Raw genomic sequence first — 1,551 nt, 5'->3', positions numbered from 1 at the left:
ATGTTCGAAGACCCGCAGGTCAAGCATCTCGGCATGGCGCAAAAGGTGCCGAACGATGAGGGACGCGACATCACGCTGGTGAGCCAGCCGTTCAAGCTGTCGCGCACCCCGAGCCAGATGGCGGCGCGGCCGCCGGAGTTCGGCGAGCAGACCGAGGAGATACTCTCCGAGTTCGGCTTTACCGATGGCGAGATCGCGGATCTCAGGTTGCAGAAGGTGGTGTAAGCTGGCGCGACCAAAACGGTGCGCTCCCTCTCCCCGCCCTTACGGGGAGAGGGTTGGGGTGAGGGGCAGACGCGCGATCGGCGCGAGTGGTTGGACCTGTACCCCCTCACCCGGATTGCATCTAACGATGCAATCCGACCTCTCCCCGCAAGCGGGGCGAGGTTGGTTGTGAGTTCGCCGCGGGACCTGCACCTACGCCCTGGCCTTGGCCGGACCGCGCAGCTTGCCTAGGCTTGCGATCGCCCGATCGATCAGCGGCCAGAACAGCAGCACGATCGCGATCGTCGTGATGCTGCCGACCAAGCCGTTCGACCAGAACACCCGCATGTCGCCCGCGGAGATGATCATCGACTGGCGGAACGCGTCCTCGGCGCGGCTGCCGAGCACCAATGCGAGGGTAAACGGAGCAAGCGGAATCTTGATCTTCTTGAAGACATAGCCGACCACGCCGAAGCCGAGCATCAGCCAGATATCGAACATCGCGTTCTGGATCGCGTAGGCGCCGATCGCGCAGGACACCACGATCATCGGCGCCACCGCCGCAAACGGCACCCGCAGGATCGAGGCGAAGATCGGCACGGTGGTGAGCACGAGCACCAGGCCGACGACATTCCCGAGATACATCGAGGCGATCAGGCCCCAGACGAAATCCTTGTGCTCGACGAACAACAATGGCCCGGGATTGAGGCCCCACACCATCAAGCCGCCGAGCAGGATCGCGGCCGTGCCGGAGCCGGGAATCCCGAGCGCCAGCATCGGCAGCAGCGCCGAGGTGCCCGACGCATGCGCCGCGGTCTCGGGCGCAAATACCCCTTCGATGCGGCCCTTGCCAAAACTTTCCGGATCCTTTGAGAAGCGCTTGGCCAGATTATAGCCCATGAAGGAGGCCGCGATCGCGCCACCCGGGGTGATGCCGAGCCAGCAGCCGATCACCGACGAGCGCACCAGGGTCACCCAGTATTTCGGCAGGTCCTTCCACACCGACAGCACGGTGCGCAGCGAGATCGCGGCCGCGTGCCCGCGCAGCGCCAGCCGCTCCTCCATCGTCAGCAGGATCTCGCTGATGCCGAACAGGCCGATCACGGCGACCAGGAAGTTGATGCCGCGTAGCAGGTCCATCGAGCCGAAGGTCATGCGGAGCTGGCCGGAAACCGTGTCCATGCCAATCGCGGAGAGCAGCAGCCCGAGCGTCATCGAGATCACCGTCTTGTGCTTGTCCTCGCGTCCCAGGCCGACGAAGGAGCAGAAGGTGAGCAGATAGACCGCAAAGAATTCAGGCGGACCGAATTTGAGCGCGAATGACGAGATCATCGGCGCCAGGAAGGT

At 64.2% G+C, this 1,551-nt stretch carries 2 protein-coding genes; one reads left to right on the top strand and one right to left on the bottom strand.

Annotation, left to right across the window (positions count from 1 at the left end):
* The coding region (locus WA702_RS24875; protein ID WP_425113197.1) for a CoA transferase at positions 1–225 on the top strand (225 nt) is incomplete at its 5' end.
* Positions 226–417: 192 nt separating this feature from the next.
* Here the strand turns inward: WA702_RS24875 and WA702_RS24870 are convergent.
* On the bottom strand, positions 418–1,551 hold a 1,134-nt coding region (locus tag WA702_RS24870), incomplete at its 5' end, for a tripartite tricarboxylate transporter permease (protein WP_425113196.1).

The sequence above is a fragment of the Bradyrhizobium sp. genome, from assembly GCF_049798375.1.
In the GTDB taxonomy this organism is placed as follows: Bacteria; Pseudomonadota; Alphaproteobacteria; order Rhizobiales; family Xanthobacteraceae; genus Bradyrhizobium.
The sequence above is the reverse complement of the archived record's forward strand: the minus strand, read 5'-3'. Positions and strand labels throughout refer to the sequence as shown.